The following is an 18,616-nucleotide window of genomic DNA, read 5'->3' as shown; positions in this document are numbered from 1 at the left end:
CCTGGTAAGAGATCATTTCACCCAAAATTCAAGATTGGACCGAAGTTTTTTCAGCACGGTGGAAATAGTATTCTTTACTGTCTGAGGTTCAATCTGCAGCTCCTTTACTATCTCCAGATGACTTTTTCCTTCCAGATAAACGGAATCAAATATTGCCCGCTGACGATCTGTCAACGTACTAAATGCGGTCGAAAGCTGTTGGGCAAGCTCTCTGCTTTCCATTGGCTTTACAAAGGAGTAAGATGGCAACCCGTAGCTAAACTTCTCTTTACGCGTTTGTAATACCTTTCTCTTCCGGAGGAGTGAACAGCAGTGGTTTCTTATCAGCGTAGTCAGGTACTTATCAAGCACAGTGTCAGCCTGCAACTTGCTTCTAACACTCCAGAGCTTTATGAATACTTCCTGTACGGCGTCCCCTGATTCATCCAGATCGCCAAGCAAGTGGTATGCTTTCAGCAACAGCTTATCACGGTATATATCCATGACGTCTTTTAGCGCCTGTTCGTCCCCTTTTATCAGGCCTTGTAACAACGTATCTGGCAGGTAGCTGGTTTCATCCCTCATACTTCCTTCGGTGGTTGGTTATGGGATCTTCTTGTCCAATTCAGCTATAAAGTAACAATTTTTTAATTTACCGGAGAAATTTCAATGCCATGGCATTGTTCCCGTCTCTCAGAAATATTTTAATCTCCCATAGTACTTCTTTATCAGTTCTGCGTTTCATAATATGACTGGCTAGATTAATTAATCTGTAATGGGTTATACCAGTATTTATTTCTGTGCTTGCTTCTGCAATCGCCAGGGGGATTATTGTCTGTTTATTCTGCTTATTCTTTTCCCGATCATAACGATTAAGGCCGCCGTTCTAGATCTATAAAATGTCGTCAGGGTAAATATTTTAATCAAATTGAGCCACTTAAAGGAATGTAGCACTCATTGACTGCAAATTTAAATCGAAGGTACCAACCATTTTCTTCAACCAAATCTTTGCAATATGCCTGTAACTGTCCGCTTACGCAACCGGATCTTATACCTGTCATCAGTGTTTATTTTGAGTATGCAACTTTGCTTTCCGGCCAACGCACAAGGAAACGCTGATGTACCTGATAAGCGTATTTCTCTATCTGCCAGAAATACATCTCTTGGTTTTATTCTAAAAAAGGTATCAAAGATCAGCGGTATTATTATCTTCTTCAGCACCGAAGAACTCGCACCTTTTACTAATGTGTCGGTGAATGCCCGGGACAGGCTTTTCTCGGACATAATGCATGAATTACTGGACAACCGCGGACTTAGCTATGTTGTTGTCAATTCAAAGACTATCACGATCACAAGAAAAACGCCTCTGCATGTTCCTGCTTCAACAACTTCGGACACTACTATATCGGTTTCCGGAAAGGTGATCAATGAGAAAGGTTTGCCGGTCATAGCGGCATCAGTAGCTATCACTGGCACTTCAAAAGGAACTACCACAGACCAGGATGGTACATTCGTGATTAACGGAGTGTCCAGATCTGCTTCACTTACAATTTCAAGCGTTTCATTCTTAACACAGCAGATACAGATAAGAGGTCGAAGCAATCTGGGTGTAATACCATTAAAAGAGTATGTGTCTGATCTCGATGAAACAGTGGTAAAGGGTTATTACAATACCACTAAAAGATTAAATACAGGAACAGTTATCACGCTGAAAGGGCGGGAAATCAACCAGCAACCGGTGAGTAATCCTCTGATTGCTATGATGGGGAGGGTTCCTAACCTGGTTATTACCCCTACTTCAGGATTACCGAATGGAGCAGTCAATATTCAGTTGAGAGGTCAGAATAGCTTAAGTACCGGTTCATTCAGGTCAGAGCCCCTGATTATTGTGGATGGTGTTCCCTATCCCAATACATTGAAAGCAGGATCGGGATCATTCGGGCTGGTCAGGAGTCAGTTATCAGCGCTTAGTTTTGTTAACGTTAATGACATTGAACAAATAGATGTACTATCAGATGCCGATGCTACTTCCATCTACGGTTCCCGTGGCGGTAATGGCGTGATACTCATTACTACCAAAAAAGGTAAGGTTGGTGCTACCAGTATCAACATATCTCTTTCTACAGGCATCAGCCAGGTTTCAAAAAAATTAGACCTGCTCAATACGTCACAGTATCTGCAAATGCGCAGAGAGGCTTATGCCAGCAATGGCATAATCGCCCCCGACAAGCAAACCCAGGACAAAAACTATTCAAATTATGATCTGACCGTCTGGGATCAGAACGGATATACGGATTGGCAAAAAGAGTTTCTTGGAAGAACTGCAATGTCTTATAATGGCAATGTTTCTGTATCCGGAGGCTCTTCAACTGTTCAATACCTCGTGGGAGGGAACTTCAGTACACAGAAATATGTTTTTCCGGGTGATAATAAATTTGAAAATGGTACCGCTAACTTCAGTATTTCCGGTAACTCAGAAAACGGAAGATTTAAATCATTACTAAGCGGTTCCTACACATTCAATACTTCTTTTTCCAACAGTAGCGATTTTACAACGCTGGCAGTCACGCTGGCGCCAAATGCTCCGGCCATTTATACAAAGAATGGCACACTCAACTGGGAACCTGATCCGACTGCCACTAATAAAACCGGCACCTGGCAGAATCCTTACGCCCAACTATTACAAACGTCGCTGTCTAAAAACAATAATTTAAGAGGGAATACAGAATTCAGTTATAAGATATCGGAAAATATTTCTGCAAGAGTGTCTGCAGGGTATTCTGAAATAAGGACACGTAATCTGGGCATCACGCCTATTGCCTCTTTTGATCCGGCTGACACTACAGCCAGAGGCGCTTCATCTTTAACCAGCCTGCTTAATAAATCTTTCACGTTTGATCCACAGATCAACTATAGTGGTCAGATAGGTGAAGGAAAGCTGGACGGTTTAATCGGTGTAACAATACAAAACCAAGGCCAGGAAAATGAAACTATTTCCGGCACCGGTTATACAAGTGATGCTCTCTTAAAAAGCTTTGTTGTTGCTCCAAGTACTTATTCCACCAACAACACCTCAGAATACAGGTATGCGGCCATATTTGCACGCCTAAGCTATAACTGGCAGAATAAATATCTCGTAAATTTAACAGGACGCAGAGATGGCAGCAGCCGCTTTGGTCCGGGTTATCAGTTCGGGAATTTCTGGTCGACAGGCCTGGCCTGGATCTTTACGGAGGAAGAGCCTGTGAAAACAAAATTACCATTCCTGTCATATGGTAAACTAAGATTTAGCATTGGCACCAACGGGAATGATGGTATTGGCGATTATCAATATCTTGAACTATATCAGGGTCTTCCCAATGTTACTTATCAGGGCATAAGGCCTATTCGTTCGTTGGGGGTGGCTAACCCCGACTATCACTGGGAAAAGGTCCGCAAGCTGGAATTATCTTTGGAAACCGGCTTTTTTAATGATCGCCTGTTATTTACCACATCTTTCTGGAGAACCAGGGCATCAGATCAACTGGGAACCTACCGCTTACCCTCTACCGGAGGCGCAGTCATCATAATAGCTAACCAGCATGCAGAGATACAAAATAGTGGATGGGATTTCATATTAAACTCACGAAACATCTCCACCAAAAACTTTACGTGGTCTACCTCAGCTAATTTTGGTCTGCAGTACAACAAACTATTGGCAAATCCTGATGGACTGTATAATGGCTATGGGCTAAACCGCTTTGTTACCGTAGGCCAACCATTTACCGGGTTTGCAATCGCCTATATCTCCAAAGGCGTAAATCCGGCAACAGGTCTTTATCAGTTTGTTGATGCAGACGGAAATGTAAATACAGATAAAGACAACGGCAACACCCAGGGTATGAAGATTAACACAAAACCGCTGACCATCGGGCTTTCCAATACACTTTCCTTTAAAGGATTCGATCTGTCATTCTTCCTTCAGTTCACCCATCAGGCCGGACGTAACTATCTATTTGACTATACATTCATTTCAAGAAATCCTGGCTCTTTTTACAGTGAGCCAGGCCAGGAATATGGTAATATTCCTGTTGAACTGCTGAATAACTGGAAGAAACCCGGGAACATAGCCGCTTATCAAAAATTCTCGTCAGAAAATTACAGCGAACCTAATACACTCCTTTTAGACAAAGCACGTGAGAGTGATCTTGGATGGGTAGACGCTTCCTTTTTGCGTTTGAGAAATGTTGCTTTCTCCTATAGCGTGCCAACACATTTGATCTCAAAGTATCACCTGCAAAATTTTAAAGTTTATATACAGGGCCAGAATTTATTAACAATTACAAATTATAAAGGGCTGGATCCGGAAACACAGAGTGCATCCTCATTGCCTCTACTCCGGGTACTGACAGCAGGCATCCAGATAGGATTATAGCAATTAATGCTTCAATTATCACCTTATTTGATCAACGCCGTGACAGCTTAAAATTACAACTATGCAAATCGTTTATAAAACCAGATATATCATTCACTTAGTGTTCTTATTACTGACGGGATATCTTTGGAGCGGGTGTAAAAAACTGATTGAAGTCGATCTGCCAATTGACAAAGCCACATCCGAAATAGTATTCTCAAATACAAGTACAGCAGTTGCTGCCATGACTGGCATCTATGCGCGTATGGGAGCAGCGGATGATGTTTTTACTGATGTCTATGGACTATCCATCAGAACAGGACTAAGAGCTGATGAGCTTATCCCAACGAATCCTGCAGCATATCCCGACTACACCAATACAGTGACTGGTAGCAATAATGCCTGGACGATGTGGGAGGCAACTTATAGAGATCACATTTATAGAGTAAATAGTCTGCTGGAAGGTGTAAAGAAATCTGCAACCCTTCCGGAGGATACAAAACTCATCCTGACTGGTGAAGCTAAGTTTACCCGTGCATGGCTCTATTTTTACCTGGTTAACCTATATGGAGATGTTCCACTGGTGCTGACCACAGACTTTAAGGCGAACAGCACAATACCACGCACGGATAAGCAACTTGTCTATGAACAGATTGTAAAAGATCTGAAAGATGCACAGGAAGGCTTAAAAACTGAGTTTTTAGATAGGGACCTTGTGAGTTCCACACAGGAAAGAATACGCCCTAATAAAGCTGCTGCTACTGCACTCCTTGCAAGAGTATACCTGTATATGGGGAAATGGCAGGAAGCAGAAACAGAAGCAGGTAAAGTGATCAATGATGCCGACTATGAATTACTGGCTGATGTAAACCAGGTCTTTCTCAAAAACAGTAAGGAAGCCATCTGGCAATTGCAACCCAACCCACTTGACCAACAGGGGGCTAACGCCCCAGATGGAAGATCACTGATCAATCCGTCCCAGAGGAACCCGTTCTTTTATGTAAGCTCCTCGATATTGAATGCTTTTGAGCCGGATGATATACGCAAAACATCCTGGATTACGAAGAGCCCATCAGGACTAATTATTCCATATAAATACAAAGAGGGCTGGGCAGTAATGGAGCAAAAAGAATATACTATGGTGCTTCGCCTGGCAGAGCAATATTTAATCCGCGCTGAAGCTCGCACGCATCTTAACAATCTTACCGGTGATAATAGTGCAACATCTGACCTGAACGCCATCAGATCGCGCGCAGGGCTGCCAGGTACCAGTGCAGTTTCTCAGGAAGACCTTCTTGCTGCTATTGCAAAAGAGCGGCAAACTGAATTATTTATGGAATGGGGGGACCGTTGGTTTGATCTTCAACGCAGAGGCCAGTTAAATGCAGTTATGTCCGTTGTTGCCCAGCAAAAAGGGACAACCTGGGCGCCTTACAAAGCTTTGTTACCTATTCCATATGATGAATTCAGGTACAATCCAGCTTTGCGCGGCCATCAGAATCCCGGCTATCTTGAACAACCATAAGCGCGGGATAAGTTATTTGTAACCTTTAAAAAAAAGCACATGAAATATTATGTCCTATTTATAGCGTTTGCAACATCCTTTCTTTCTTCCTGCAAAAAAGAAGATGTAGATATATCAGGGTATACAGCCACTGTAACCCTTGTGAATGCCATTGCATCATACAATACAGATATTAAAATGAATTTCACCGGGAAGAACTTCATTTTCGCCAACTCCAAATCACTGAACTATTTTTACTCTGACGGCAAATATAGCTACGGCACCCTGACATTTGGCCTACCTGTGGGTAAGGTTCCCCTAAGTATCGCTTTAGCTAACGACACTACAAAACTTATATTTAACCAGGCTGTCACATTCGCTCCAGGCGATGTATATAGTCTTTTTATGCATGGTTACCCCGATAATGTAAGTGGACTTTTAGTGAAAGATGAAATACCAGTTCGTACTGATAGCACCACAGGGGTACGATTTGTAAATCTTTCTCCCAACAGTAATGGCTTTCGCATCAATATTTCCGGTGAACCTATCGGGAGTGCGGTAGATAACCTTCCATATAAGGGAGTATCAGACTTTATCTCATTTCCAGCGCAATCCTCCAACCAGGAGTATTTCATCGAAGTATATGATGCTGTTACAGATGAACTACTGACAGTTTTCTACTACTACGACATTGCGCGTTTGAAAAATATCACTCTTGTGATAAGAGGTTTGGTATATGATGGTCCGGAACTCGAGCTGGTTCGCATCAATCACTACTAATAACTCCTCTCGCTTTTAAACTCAAAATAAAATCTCACAACCTAATGTTTCAGAAAGAACGTACATCTCTTTTGCTGAGCCTGTGCTCCGCTTTTATCACTACAGCGGTCATGGCGCAGGAATCAACAACCTGGCAGATGCAGCGAGGCTCCATTGTAACTCGTTGGGCAGAGCAGGTCAATCCTGCAAAAGTATTGCCTGAGTATCCACGCCCTCAGATGGTCCGCCCCCAGTGGCAAAACCTGAATGGACTATGGCAGTATGTGATCACGGATAAAACATCGGGGCATCCGAAAAGCTATTCCGGCAAGATCCTGGTTCCTTACCCGATAGAATCTGCGCTGTCGGGGGTTAAAAAGCCATTAAAGGCGAATGAACTGCTTTGGTATAAGCGCGGTTTCGAAAAACCAGCCTTAAAAGCAAATGAACGACTACTGTTACATTTTGGTGCAGTTGATTTCGAAGCCACTGTTTATTTAAATGGTAAAGAACTGGGTACACATAGAGGCGGATATCAGCATTTCACCCTGGATGCCACTGACGCATTACAGGCAGGAAACAATGAACTGGTGATTAAAGTCTGGGACCCTACCGACCTGGGACCCAACCCTCATGGCAAGCAGATCATCAGTCCACAAGGTATCATGTATACACCAAGCAGTGGCATCTGGCAAACCGTATGGATGGAAACTGTTCCTTCTACATCTATTCAATCTGCCAGGATCACTCCTGATATTGATAAACAGCAGGTCCTTGTGAACCTTACCATCAGTAATAGTAAATCTTCAGATCTGACGGGATATACCGTAGCGCTCACCGCGAAAACAGGTGCAAAGGTAGTAGCTACCGCAAAACTGCCTGCCGATAAACCTGCACTGCTATCTATCACCAATCCACATTTATGGAGTCCGGATGATCCTTTCTTATATGACCTGGATATAAAGCTGGTCAAAAACGGTGAGACAATAGATCAAGTGAAAAGCTATTTTGGCATGCGTAAGATTGCTGTTCAGAAAGACGAAAAAGGTATAGACCGGATATTCTTGAATAATCAATACACGTTCAACCTGGGCACACTCGACCAGGGCTTCTGGCCTGATGGCTTGTATACCGCCCCTACTGATGCGGCGTTAAAATTTGATATTGAAGCCGCGAAAGCAATGGGCTTTAATACCATCCGCAAGCATATCAAAATCGAGCCTGACCGCTGGTATTATCATGCAGATAAGATAGGTATGCTGGTATGGCAGGATATGGTCAATCCTGGTAATGACACACAGGAAGGCCGTGCTGAATTTGAAAGGGAAAGCGCGGAGAATATTGCACAACTATACAATCATCCCTGCATCACGACATGGGTACTGTTTAATGAAAAATGGGGACAGTACGACCAGGAACGTTTGACCAGGTGGATCAAGGAAGCCGATCCCTCCCGTATTGTCAACGGTCATTCGGGTGAAATGCTGTACGTGAATGATGTGCTTCGCAGTCCTTCTCCCAATGCCTGGATAGGCTCAGATATTGCGGATGTCCACTCCTACCCTTTTCCAAGAAATGCCCCTGCAATAGCAGGTAAAGCGCGTGTACTGGGTGAGTTTGGCGGTATAGGTGTTCCCATAGAAGGACATCTCTGGAATGATCTGCAAACCGGCTGGGGCTATGATGGTGTAGTCACTCCTCCTATTATGCGAAAGCAGTATACACAGATGGTCGATTCACTCAAAGTACTGGAACAGGAAGGGCTAAGTGCCTCCATCTATACACAGCCGTTTGACGTGGAATCGGAGCAGAATGGCCTCATGACCTATGACAGGGCTATCATAAAACTCCCTGTGACTACCATAAGAAATATTCATGCAAGAGTATGGCCGGCAACAAAGAACTATTTGGCTACCACAAAAGGATTTTCGGCAACGGTAGCCGATACTATCAACAGGGACTATGCAGCCCGTCTGAAAGAGTATAAATCAGGAAAGAACGATTCTGCTTCCCTTCGCAGCCTTACCCTCATCGCTTTACAAAACAAAGATGAAGCTAACGCTGCCAGATTTTCTACTGAATATATAAACAAGTTAAAAACTCCTCTTCAGGAAAATAATCTGAGCTTTATAGAAAAGGTTACTACAAAGAAAACAGATCCCGGTTTTTCTATACTGGAAAAAAGTGTTTCTGTAGCAGGCATCGCTAACAGCCCAAGATCCATAACAGCTAAACTGGAAACGATCATCTTTGATGACGAGGTGAGAAGCCTGTTAACAGAAAAACCTGACTGGAATGAGGTAGAATCGGTCATCGGCCAGCATCAGCCATTAGAAGGAGAACTGATCCGCGGGCTTTGCGTAATCAGATACCTCAATGCTGCAAGTAGAGATCAACAGAATGCTACCCAAAATCTCGTAGAGGCAGCAACCCGTTATGATGACCGGTATCATTCCGGCGCTTATAACGACTGGGCCTGGACACTTTTTGAGAAGAGCAATAAGAGAGAAGAACTGGAAAAAGCAGTAGAATGGAGTAGAAAGGCTATAGGTCGGGAGACAGATCAGTTCCGTGTAGCGTCTACTATCGACACACATGCCAATCTTCTGTATAAACTAGGCAATAAACAGGAAGCATTGCAATGGCAGGAAAAAGCTGTAGCCGCCTCTCCGGGCGATACTGAGATCAAAGACAATTATGAAAAAATGAAACGCGGTGAACCAACCTGGCCAAACGCAAATTAAATATTATTAAAAGTTCCGGCATCTTATAACTACCCAGATGCCGGAACTATCTAACGTATTTCACAAGATCTATGGCCCTTAATACGCTTTCATAATATACCCAAACACCCCATGCGCTTCATCAGTAGGCCCCGCCACAAAGTATAATTGCGTTGCAGCCGTAGAAGGTATATTATTTTCAATCGCCCATAATCCATCAATAACAATAGGATTACTTCCTTTCATCAATGGTCCTAATAGCTTCCCGTCCTGATCATAGACATTGATCTTCCCATCTCCAAAGTTTGCAATAAGGATCGTATTATCTACTTCCCAGAACCCTGCTGCAGCGGCAACAATACCCCATGGAGCATTCAATGCACCCTGTGATGCAAATCTTTTTACGAAGGAACCATCTGGTTTGAAGATACTCACATATCCATTACCTTCACCTTTTACATCATCCTCTTTTGCTGCATCCTGTTTTGCATACAATACATACAGATTACCTCCTATCTCCCTGATATTAAATGGAGCATACCCCGCAGGAATATTAGGATCTACAAATGGTTTAGTGGTGACCATATGGAAATCCTTATCAAAAACGTCTATAGTTCCCGCATAAAAATTAGCGGCATACAGGAAATTTTCCGTACCATCTTTCGCTAAAGCCAGTCCTTTGTAAACCGCATGAGCCGCTGATCTGTCGGCTACAATAGCTGCTACCGCACCGGAGGCCCAGGCTAAAATAGTACCATCTTCTGTATCAAAGATAAATTTAGCCGGCGTACCAGCCAATGTAAAATCTGCGGTTCCATTATATACAATACCTGTAGGCTTTCCTCCGGTAGAATGGCCTGGAGATCCAATACTGACGGGCGACAGTAGTATGTTCCCATCTTTATCATAGACAGTACTTAGACCGGTACCATTAGCTGTTATCCAGATGACGCCTGCGGGATTAACAGCAATGCCCCATGGATTAATAAGATTGGCATCGACCTTGGTAGAACTATAAGGACCACCGCCAACGTCTGTAACAAGATTTACCTGGTTGTAATTCTTTGTAGCAGGAGGAGGATTATTGTCACCATACCCATTGCTCTTACTACAACCAACATTTAACACTAACAGCATTACTAAACTACCAAGGGCCCAAATGAAAGAATTTCGCGCTGATGTCCGGACATAGCTGCCTTTACGTGACCCTACATTTATAGTATTTATCACCGGACATTTCTCAAACAACACTATCATCGCTTATAATTTAACGGTGAATGAATATGTGTATGCTGCATAGCATACTGCATTACTATGAAAAAATGAACAATAACGGTATTTCCTACGCTTCATTATAAGGAGGAAAAACAGGACACAAGACGTCTAAAGCGCTGTCTCTTAATTAATACGTGTGTTTAGCTGGAAAAGTTGCCTTATCACGAGAGTATATTTTCAGCCGGTAATTCACCCCTCATACTATTTTGTCTTTACAATAACACCTATATCATAATACATTACCAATCAACGATGTTTAAGATAGTTTTAAAACATCCCGGCTAAGAGTATACAACAGGCTGAACGCAGAAATTTATCATGATGGAAAAACTTTTCAGCACACCCAACCTTTTGCCATCCGCCCACCGTTCATCATTGTATAAACATTTACTCTATGAAAAAACTTATCGGAGTCCTGGCCGTTACCGGGTTTATTATTTTCCTACAAAGTTCCTGCACCAAAGAGTCAATGCAGGAAAAAATGAAAGGTAAGGGGCTGGCATATGAAAACGATTCTATTCCTACAGATAGTATTCCACACGATACAATCCCTCATGATACAATCCCTCATGATACAATTCCTCATGACACCATTCCGCATGACAGTATTCCGTATCCACCGCATGATACGTTCCCTTATCCACCGCATGACACGTTCCCACATATCCCTAACCCACCACATGATACTTTTCCGTCCTATCCTCCCTATCCACCTCATGACACATTCCCGTCACATCCAACGTATCCTCCACACGATACGTTCCCTTCCTATCCTCCGCATCCACCCCGGCCACCGCATGATACGTTCCCGCATCATGACACATCTGGAATACGTAAAAGGTTCAGATAACGGCTGTAACTAATCTGGCTCAACAACGTTACAGTAGTCAAGGCCACAGTGCTACTGTAGCGGAGCAGGCTATATTTGCACTTTTACCGGAGACGCTCATAAGGGGAGCTATCCGGTAAAAGTCATTTTGTAACGGCACCATGCCGGCGTAGCATCAGAATAACTTATTGTATACCTATCGGAACAATTTCATTTGGAAGATATTCAGGAATTGATCAAACAGTGCGTAGCTAACGACCGCTTAGGTCAGGAGAAACTTTATAAAAAGTTTTACCCTGCTCTATTTCTGTTATGCCGGAAATTCTTCCCGGAACAGGCAGACGCACTGGAAGTGTTGAACGATGGGATGCTAAAAGTTTTTAAAAATATAGGATCATTTAAAGACGATAAGGGACAATTCTTCAACTGGGTATATACCATAGTACGCAATACGGCGCTGGACAAGCTTAAGAACGTTAAGTGGGCAGAACATGTGGACGTAGCCGGCATTGATATTTCCTACAGTGACAATCCACTTTCCGCTATGGAATCGGGAGATATTTACAAACTGCTGGATGTTTTACCGCCAGCCACCAGGGCTATATGCATTTTATTCTATCTTGAAGGATTTTCTATTAATGAGATATGTGCAAGATTACAACTGAGTCAGGGTACCGTAAAATGGCACCTGAGTGAGACCAGGAGCAAATTAAAGCCGGTATTATTAAAGTATTATTCTTAAAATGGCTGAGCAAAATTCGGGTGATATAAACTTCAATAAAGAGGAATTCCCAATTCCCATCCCGCCTGCCGATCAGGCATGGCAGTCCATGCGACAAAAGCTGGACGCGGAATTGCCCGTGCAGGGAAATTTGCCAGCCCGTGTGCATGTACGTTACCTGTGGATAAAGGGCGTATTTCTAGTAGCTGCTATAGCTGCAGCCAGTATTATCCTGTGGCAGTACAGCCGTAAGCATGATACACAGTTAGCATCTTCCGGCAAGAATAATCATGATACCAGTGAAGCTTATATACAATCAGTATCTCCTAAGTCTGACAATCGTGCATTGACAATATCAGAAAAGGAAGATACTGCGTTAGGGGACGCAACATCTTCAACAATAAACAGTACATCAGGTATTGCCGGCAATATTTCCTTATCTTCCTCTTCTCAGACTGATTCACTATCATCGCAAGCACAAAGATCGTTACAATCATCAACAACACTGCAGGGTTCAACACCATCTACATCATTACGGCCATCGTTAGTTGCGGGAAGGCTACATCCCGCCGCTGGGAAAAGTAAAACACAAGCTATTCCTGGGTCGCCGGCCATAGGCATGCAAACAATAGTATCGCCTACAATAGATGAACATCCGGAAATTATTTCTAAACAACAAGCAGCAACAAAACGACGTTTAAAGCAACTTGCTACTAATAAACATTCCCTGATCGAACAAAAAGCCGCAGCTAAGCAACAGGCAACAGACAACCAGCTGCCAAGGTCATTTTCAACTGAAGAAAAGCGTTCGAGAAAAACAGCTAATACACCTGTTTCCGAGCCACTGGCAATACAGCAACAACAGTTATCTACCGGCGGCTATACAAATACCGATAGACATCATCAAGGGAAGACCGAAGGCCACCCGCCACTACAATTATCATTGATACACCTCCCGATTGCAAGATATAATACCAGCTTACAGCGTAAAGCTGACCCGCTTGTACTACGCCAACCGAATAGTAAGCACATTGAAAACCGTTGGGCTTTGTATCTCCAGTTAAATATAGCGCTGCCATTATCTGATAGCGGTTACTATTTCGTGGGACCTAATGGCAAAAATCAGTTCTATCGTCGTCTCATCCCTACTGTAAGAGTTGAAAGGCAACTATGGAAAGGTGCATTGTCTTTGGATATACAACCTTCCGTAAGCGTTGTACCTAAATCCAATATCCCTTACGATGTTGGCTCCCAAACCTCTCCATTTGATACCACAAAGTCTTTATTAAAACAATCCGGCTGGGGAGTAGCGTTGCAGTATCAAATCCCTATCCATCATAAATGGCAGGTGGGTGCAGGCATACAGGCGTCTTTCCTGCAAAAGGCGCTTGTATGGCAGACGGTGAGGGATACTATGGGAATTGCAAAAAATGGCGCTTTTCCTGCCTCTAAGAAGGATCAACAGGATCTTTCCAGGGTAAGTGTCAATGGTGTAGCAGAAGTGGATTATATGGCCGGAAAATGGCAATTTGGGCTGCGTACGCTTGTGCCGGTTACGAAGATGAGTAAGACAAAAGATATTTCGGCCAGGCCCGTGAATGTGGAAGTGGTGGTGAGGAGGAGGTTGTGGTCAAGATAAAATATCTACTTTTTGATTTTATTGGATAAATTTGCATTTATATTGCAGAAATAGCCATTTAAAATCCAAATTTATGATTATTGAATTTGAGATAAGCAACTTCGGCCCCATAAGAGAAGCGAAAAAAATATCTTTCGAAGCGATCGCTGATGACCATCTGTCGGACTATTATGTCGTGGAGCCGATACCGGGTCTTAGGTTGCTTAAACTGCTGATAATTTATGGGCCAAATGCATCGGGCAAATCCACCTTGCTGGAAGCAATAGAGTTTCTACGGGAATTGTCATTAAATCCGGTGAATGATAAAAATGACGAATTAGAGTTCCAGCCCTTCCTCTTTGATAGTACTTCAAAATCCAATACGTCGTCACTTCAGATAGCGTTCCTGATAAATAAGGTACGGTACAATTATCATGTTGAATTTACCCGGCAATATATACTGAGTGAAAGGCTACAATATTATCCCAAAAACCGGGTAGCCGATTTCTATACCAGAACAACTGATATTGAAAATAAGGTTTCTAAAATATCGTTTGGCAGTACTTTAAAGGTCAACAATAAAGAGTTAGCCGTAATAGAAGGAAATACGCTTTGGAATATTACCGTTCTTGGCGCATTCAATAAAACCAATGTTAACATACCTGAACTCAATACGGTCATTAAATGGTTTAATGAAACATTGATGAGCAGTGTTCGACCTACCACCAACCTTTTTGGCTGGACCAGTGACAGAATCCAGGATGACCCTACATTTAAAACTGATATCCTCGGAATTCTCAAAAAGGCTGACATTCAGATTGATGGCATTGACATCAGAACAACTCAAAGAGAACTTGATGAAATCACACTTAACAGATTGGTCGCATGGTCTACTTCTGAAAAACAAGCAAAACAATTGTTAAAAGATAAAAAGATCACTACAAGAGATATCTTTTTTAAACATACCGTTAAGGAAGAGGGAACGGCAATATCTTATGAATTAATAAACAGTATGGAGTCAAGGGGAACATTACGTTACTATGGACTTAGCGGCATACTTAATACACTGATTAATTCAAACAAGATCATTACCATCGACGAATTGGAAACATCCCTTCATACAGATTTAATGAAACATTTTATATTGGTTCATCTTGCAAATTCCACTTTCTCACAATTAGCGATTACTACACATAATCTATCCCTCCTTGAGGATAGGGATGTTGTCAGAAATGACGCCATCTGGTTCACAGAGAAAAAAGAGAACGGGACAACTGACTTATATTCCCTGGCAGACTTTGATACCAGCGTTCTTAGAAAAGGGGCATCCATTATTAATTCATATAAAACTGGCAAACTCGGTGCAAAGCCTGATTTGGGCAGCATCTTTATATCTAAAAACCATGACTAGAAAAACATCACACAGAAATTTCAAAAAGGTAGTGGCAATTGTGGGTGATGGATTTACTGAGAAAATTTACTTTGATCAGCTCAAGGAACTGGAGCAGCTCGATGATGTCGTCATAAAACCCGAACTGCCGGGAAAAGCACACAAAGGCGGTTCTTACAAAAGAATTATTGAATCGGCAAAATCGTTAATTGAAAAAGGATACGATCATGTCTACTGTCTGATTGACTTTGATACAGTCATTTCAGAGAAGAAAATAACAGCGTTCAAAAATGACATTGCCTGCCTGGATCCGGATTGTTTCACGGTATACATTAATAATCCCTGTTTTGAAACGTGGATTCTACTACATTTTGAAAAGACCGCCAGAATGTTTGGCTCTTGTGAAGACGTCTCCATTAAGATACTTCCGCACATTAAGGGCTATAATAAGCGCCAGGATTATTTAAAAAGAAAAAACATTTATAAAGCACTCAGACCTCACTTAGATAATGCCATACAAAATGCGGCATCACTTGAACTTAACCGGTCCGATCATAGCGATAAAAAACCACGAGCTGAAATATTTAAGATCTTCAAAATACTAAACCTCTCACCCCCAAAACCGATTCAAATAGATAAATAGCCCATCAAACAAAACCCCTAAATTCCCTTTACTTCCCCCTCAACAACCTCAAATCACACTGCAACGTCGCCATGAAATACCTTCCCAACAAGTTGTTCTGACTCTCCGTCACCGTATTTCCTGATATGGACTGCGACAACCTCGACGTCTCATCCAATAAGTTAAACCCCTGCAAGCGAACAGTCAGTTTCCTTTTGAACAACATCTTCTCCAATGTAGCATTCAACATCAGCGGATTAGCCGACAAGGCACCACTATAACCACTATTCAACTGTTTATTCACATCAGCTCCCAGGCTGAATGTCTTCAGGAAATACACCTTTCCATTCAGGTTAAAATTCCAGGTGTGAATATTGGTTATATTATTCTCCTGTAGTACGTAAACGTTCCTGTTGTAAGTATAAGCCACACCAGTAGTCAGCTCTACAAATTCCCTCAGCATGTTAGCACGGAGAGACTGCGTAATCATCAAATTCTGACCTACTTTACGAACGTTATCCATGTACAGGATATTATTATTGTAAGAGCTGTTTCCGTCAAGGAACAAGTTGTATTTACCATCAGCGATGCGGTAAGACCATCCATAGATAAAGCGGAAGTTATAGTCGCCGTCAGTATTCAGGAAGCGGGTTTCCTGCTTGACCGTATTAAAACTGTCCTTCACAAGAGATACGTTCGTTACAACTTTATCTTGTGTATAGTTCCCAGAGAGGTGAACGAATAAGGTATTCATTCCCGCATTGCGGTAATTGAAGAAAACAGAATGTGCAAACGCCGGGCGCAGATCCGGGTTCCCGATGATAGGAAACTGTGCATTGGTCAGATCTGGTACCGGTTGCAACTGCTGGTAAGTCGGGAAGATCACATTACCGGAGTAAGAGAGGCTGACCATCGCCTGCTTCGCAAGTTTGTACTGAATACGGAAAACAGGCACCAACTTATTACTGCTGACCACCGCTTTGTTAGCCCCACCCGCCATACTACTCGTCAGACTGGCAGGCTGCAACCGCATACCAAATGTGTAATCCCATTTGTTTTTCGACCTGCGGAAGTTCAGCTCTATCTGATGCTGCACCATCGTGTAGATATATCGATTACTCAGAGAGTCAATGAAATTGATCTTACCATCAGGATTGATCCAGTGCGTTTCCTGTCCGTTATCAGTATGGTTATAGTTGACCGAATAACGCAGTTCCAGGCTATTGGCAGAATCCAGCGGCTCCACATATGATAGCTGGCCATTGGAAGTAAAGTTATTGTTCTTCTTATCAAGTATCTGATGCAATAAAGAATCCTTTGCAATAGTACTGTCGGGGTTATAGTACCGCAGACTGTCAACACCATCCTGCAGGTTATTGTTCTTCGTGGTATTGACATACAGTCCGAGGGAGACAATCCTTCCCAGTCCCTTGAAACGGTGAGAAGCGAACAGTCCTGCCAGGAACACAGGTGTAGTGTTGGTGTTCACACCGGTAGAGATCTGGTCCTTACGTTGTAATCCGCTTTGTATAGCGCTGTTCATACTGCTGTTGAAAGATTTGTTACCGCTGTAGTTCAGATTGAAATTGACCATATCCCCCTCTCTCGGTTTGTATTCAGCACCAACGTTGATATTGTAATTATCATTACGACTGCTGTTATTGCTGGTATTAATACTGGAAAGTGTTCCATCGGTAGTCACTGTTTTTGAAGTGCTCAGCGATTCCATATCACTGGTGGTACGCCCGCCAATGACGCCTACGTTCATTGAAAATTCTTTGGAGAAATTGCCACGATAGTTGGCGTTAACAGAGGAAGTGATGGTATTTCCTACCTGCGCACTGATATTGTTCGTATTACCATTAATTGAGAGCTGTTGTTTCTCACTGAAATAGTTTGCCAGTACAGCCGCGTTATACCGGCCATCATTGCCCACACCACCTAATGCCTGCCCCTGGTATACCTTTTCAAGATCTGCTTTCGTCTGGATATTGATGATCTTCTCCGGCTCTCCTACCTTACGGCCTGTTGCACGCGCCAGATCACCATAATCATCTATGAGCTGTATTTTATCAATGAGATCTACCGGCAGTAAGCGTGTGAGGGTCTTGATATCCGTGATCATGAAGTCTTTACCATTGATCCGTACCTTAGTGATCCTTTTACCCATGGTCTGTACATTGCCCTCCATATCCACCTGCATACCGGGCAGGCGTTTCAGCAGATCCTCCGCTACTGCATTGGCCCGCAGATGGTATTGATCTGCGCGGTATTCGATGGTGTCTTCTTTCATCACTACGGGCGACAAAGCACCTTTTATCACTACTTCTTTCAGTGTGCTAGTCTTGATGGATAGTTTAATAAGCGGCAGATCGATCTGAGTACCTGCTTCTTTATATGAGAATTCACGATACCAGGTATCGTATCCGATCACGGTAACGCGGATAGTAAAAACCGGCTGCGGTACATTCCTGAAAATGAATTTACCGGCATCATTACTGATAGTATGCATCGTATCACGGCCTGCCATCAGCCATACGTTGGCCCCGATCATTTCCTGACCGGTTGTATCCCTGATAGTGCCTGATACGTTATAGACAGTCTGTGCCAACAGGGTATGCAGACAGCAAAGGAAACAAATGAGCAGGAAAATCCTCTTCATAAAAAAACTGGGCTTCAATTCAATTTCAGACCTGTAATTGGGGATACTGTTGATTACGGGTTAACTGGATAACTTGCTAAATGGCTAACTTTAAACTATTCATGATTCCGGGGCGTCCTGTAAATGCAAAAGTATCCCAAA

At 42.8% G+C, this 18,616-nt stretch carries 12 protein-coding genes; 9 read left to right on the top strand and 3 right to left on the bottom strand.

The genetic code is table 11. From position 1 onward, the window contains the following. Positions 1–12: 12 nt before the first annotated feature. Positions 13–564 (bottom strand): RNA polymerase sigma factor, encoded by a 552-nt coding sequence (locus BLR32_RS13855; protein WP_089832719.1) that lies wholly within the window; start codon positions 562–564, stop codon positions 13–15. 430 nt (positions 565–994) lie between these two features. Here BLR32_RS13855 and BLR32_RS13850 point away from each other — a divergent pair, with 430 nt between their 5' ends. The 4 genes from BLR32_RS13850 to BLR32_RS13835 all read left to right on the top strand — a co-directional run bounded on the left by BLR32_RS13850 (position 995) and on the right by BLR32_RS13835 (position 9,379). Continuing rightward, positions 995–4,393, top strand: a complete 3,399-nt coding sequence (locus BLR32_RS13850) for a SusC/RagA family TonB-linked outer membrane protein (protein WP_089832717.1) — start codon at positions 995–997, stop codon at positions 4,391–4,393. 61 nt (positions 4,394–4,454) lie between these two features. Then, complete coding sequence (locus tag BLR32_RS13845) at positions 4,455–5,897, top strand: RagB/SusD family nutrient uptake outer membrane protein (RefSeq protein WP_089832715.1); 1,443 nt, start codon at positions 4,455–4,457, stop codon at positions 5,895–5,897. Between the two features lie 39 nt (positions 5,898–5,936). Then, on the top strand, positions 5,937–6,656 hold the full coding sequence (locus BLR32_RS13840; protein WP_089832713.1) for a DUF4397 domain-containing protein: 720 nt from the start codon (positions 5,937–5,939) through the stop codon (positions 6,654–6,656). A gap of 44 nt (positions 6,657–6,700) precedes the next feature. Beyond that, positions 6,701–9,379: a glycosyl hydrolase 2 galactose-binding domain-containing protein gene (locus BLR32_RS13835; protein ID WP_089832711.1), complete on the top strand. Its 2,679-nt coding sequence runs from the start codon at positions 6,701–6,703 to the stop codon at positions 9,377–9,379. Positions 9,380–9,457: 78 nt separating this feature from the next. On the opposite strand, the gene BLR32_RS13830 is transcribed toward BLR32_RS13835, so the two are convergent. Further along, positions 9,458–10,495 carry a TIGR03118 family protein gene (locus BLR32_RS13830; RefSeq protein WP_176842272.1) on the bottom strand — a complete coding sequence of 346 codons (1,038 nt, stop codon included), beginning with the start codon at positions 10,493–10,495 and terminating at the stop codon, positions 9,458–9,460. Positions 10,496–11,027: 532 nt separating this feature from the next. Here BLR32_RS13830 and BLR32_RS33780 point away from each other — a divergent pair. The 5 genes from BLR32_RS33780 (at position 11,028) to BLR32_RS13810 (ending at position 15,834) form a co-directional block, all read left to right on the top strand. Then, positions 11,028–11,483: a hypothetical protein gene (locus tag BLR32_RS33780; protein ID WP_218124194.1), complete on the top strand. Its 456-nt coding sequence runs from the start codon at positions 11,028–11,030 to the stop codon at positions 11,481–11,483. 193 nt (positions 11,484–11,676) lie between these two features. Next, a complete protein-coding gene (locus BLR32_RS13825; RefSeq protein WP_089832707.1) occupies positions 11,677–12,204 on the top strand; it encodes an RNA polymerase sigma factor in 528 nt (175 codons plus the stop codon). A gap of 1 nt (position 12,205) precedes the next feature. Beyond that, positions 12,206–13,822: a hypothetical protein gene (locus BLR32_RS13820; protein WP_089832705.1), complete on the top strand. Its 1,617-nt coding sequence runs from the start codon at positions 12,206–12,208 to the stop codon at positions 13,820–13,822. 73 nt (positions 13,823–13,895) lie between these two features. Further along, positions 13,896–15,212: an AAA family ATPase gene (locus BLR32_RS13815; protein ID WP_089832703.1), complete on the top strand. Its 1,317-nt coding sequence runs from the start codon at positions 13,896–13,898 to the stop codon at positions 15,210–15,212. Beyond that, a complete protein-coding gene (locus tag BLR32_RS13810; RefSeq protein WP_176842271.1) occupies positions 15,205–15,834 on the top strand; it encodes an RloB family protein in 630 nt (209 codons plus the stop codon). Before BLR32_RS13815 ends, BLR32_RS13810 begins: the two co-directional genes overlap by 8 nt. A gap of 28 nt (positions 15,835–15,862) precedes the next feature. Here the strand turns inward: BLR32_RS13810 and BLR32_RS13805 are convergent, their stop codons facing one another. Then, positions 15,863–18,475 carry a TonB-dependent receptor gene (locus BLR32_RS13805; protein ID WP_089832699.1) on the bottom strand — a complete coding sequence of 871 codons (2,613 nt, stop codon included), beginning with the start codon at positions 18,473–18,475 and terminating at the stop codon, positions 15,863–15,865. Between the last annotated feature and the right edge of the window lie 141 nt (positions 18,476–18,616).

Source organism: Chitinophaga filiformis, from assembly GCF_900102545.1.
Taxonomy (GTDB): domain Bacteria; phylum Bacteroidota; class Bacteroidia; order Chitinophagales; family Chitinophagaceae; genus Chitinophaga; species Chitinophaga filiformis.
This window is presented reverse-complemented; position numbering and strand designations above follow the sequence as displayed.

Bases quoted from the DNA above. Each gene is read 5' to 3' on its own strand.
- BLR32_RS13855 (WP_089832719.1), bottom strand. From the start codon at position 564: ATGAGGGATGAAACCAGCTACCTGCCAGATACGTTGTTACAAGGCCTG.
- BLR32_RS13850 (WP_089832717.1), top strand. From the start codon at position 995: ATGCCTGTAACTGTCCGCTTACGCAACCGGATCTTATACCTGTCATCA.
- BLR32_RS13845 (WP_089832715.1), top strand. From the start codon at position 4,455: ATGCAAATCGTTTATAAAACCAGATATATCATTCACTTAGTGTTCTTA.
- BLR32_RS13840 (WP_089832713.1), top strand. From the start codon at position 5,937: ATGAAATATTATGTCCTATTTATAGCGTTTGCAACATCCTTTCTTTCT.
- BLR32_RS13835 (WP_089832711.1), top strand. From the start codon at position 6,701: ATGTTTCAGAAAGAACGTACATCTCTTTTGCTGAGCCTGTGCTCCGCT.
- BLR32_RS13830 (WP_176842272.1), bottom strand. From the start codon at position 10,495: ATGCTGTTAGTGTTAAATGTTGGTTGTAGTAAGAGCAATGGGTATGGT.
- BLR32_RS33780 (WP_218124194.1), top strand. From the start codon at position 11,028: ATGAAAAAACTTATCGGAGTCCTGGCCGTTACCGGGTTTATTATTTTC.
- BLR32_RS13820 (WP_089832705.1), top strand. From the start codon at position 12,206: ATGGCTGAGCAAAATTCGGGTGATATAAACTTCAATAAAGAGGAATTC.
- BLR32_RS13815 (WP_089832703.1), top strand. From the start codon at position 13,896: ATGATTATTGAATTTGAGATAAGCAACTTCGGCCCCATAAGAGAAGCG.
- BLR32_RS13810 (WP_176842271.1), top strand. From the start codon at position 15,205: ATGACTAGAAAAACATCACACAGAAATTTCAAAAAGGTAGTGGCAATT.
- BLR32_RS13805 (WP_089832699.1), bottom strand. From the start codon at position 18,475: ATGAAGAGGATTTTCCTGCTCATTTGTTTCCTTTGCTGTCTGCATACC.